Here is a 339-nt window from a genome sequence, read left to right as displayed (position 1 = left end):
CGCCTTCGGCGATGACCTGCATGCCCAGGCTTTTGCCCAGCTGGCTGATGGCGCGCACGATGGTAGCGTCGTCATCGTCGTCAAGCAGGTCCTGGACGAAGCTCTTGTCGATCTTGATCTTGTCCAGCGGCCATGCCTTCAGGTAGCTGATCGCCGAGTACCCGGTGCCGAAGTCGTCGATCGCAATCAGCGACCCGGAACGGCGCATGCTCAGCCGGTGCTGGGCGGCGTTGCTGATGTTTTTCATCAGGCCGGTTTCGGTGACCTCCAGCTCCAGGCTGCGCGGTGGCACGCGGTAGGCCTGCAACAGGTTGTTGACCACCCGCGGCAGCTCGCTGT

The 339-nt window shown here is 63.1% G+C and carries 1 protein-coding gene; it reads right to left on the bottom strand.

Annotated elements, in window-relative coordinates:
- On the bottom strand, window positions 1-339 hold a 339-nt coding region (locus GYA94_RS27460; RefSeq protein ID WP_161893528.1), incomplete at both ends, for an EAL domain-containing protein.

The organism is Pseudomonas juntendi (genome assembly GCF_009932375.1).
Classification (GTDB): Bacteria; Pseudomonadota; Gammaproteobacteria; order Pseudomonadales; family Pseudomonadaceae; genus Aquipseudomonas; species Aquipseudomonas juntendi.
This window is presented reverse-complemented; position numbering and strand designations above follow the sequence as displayed.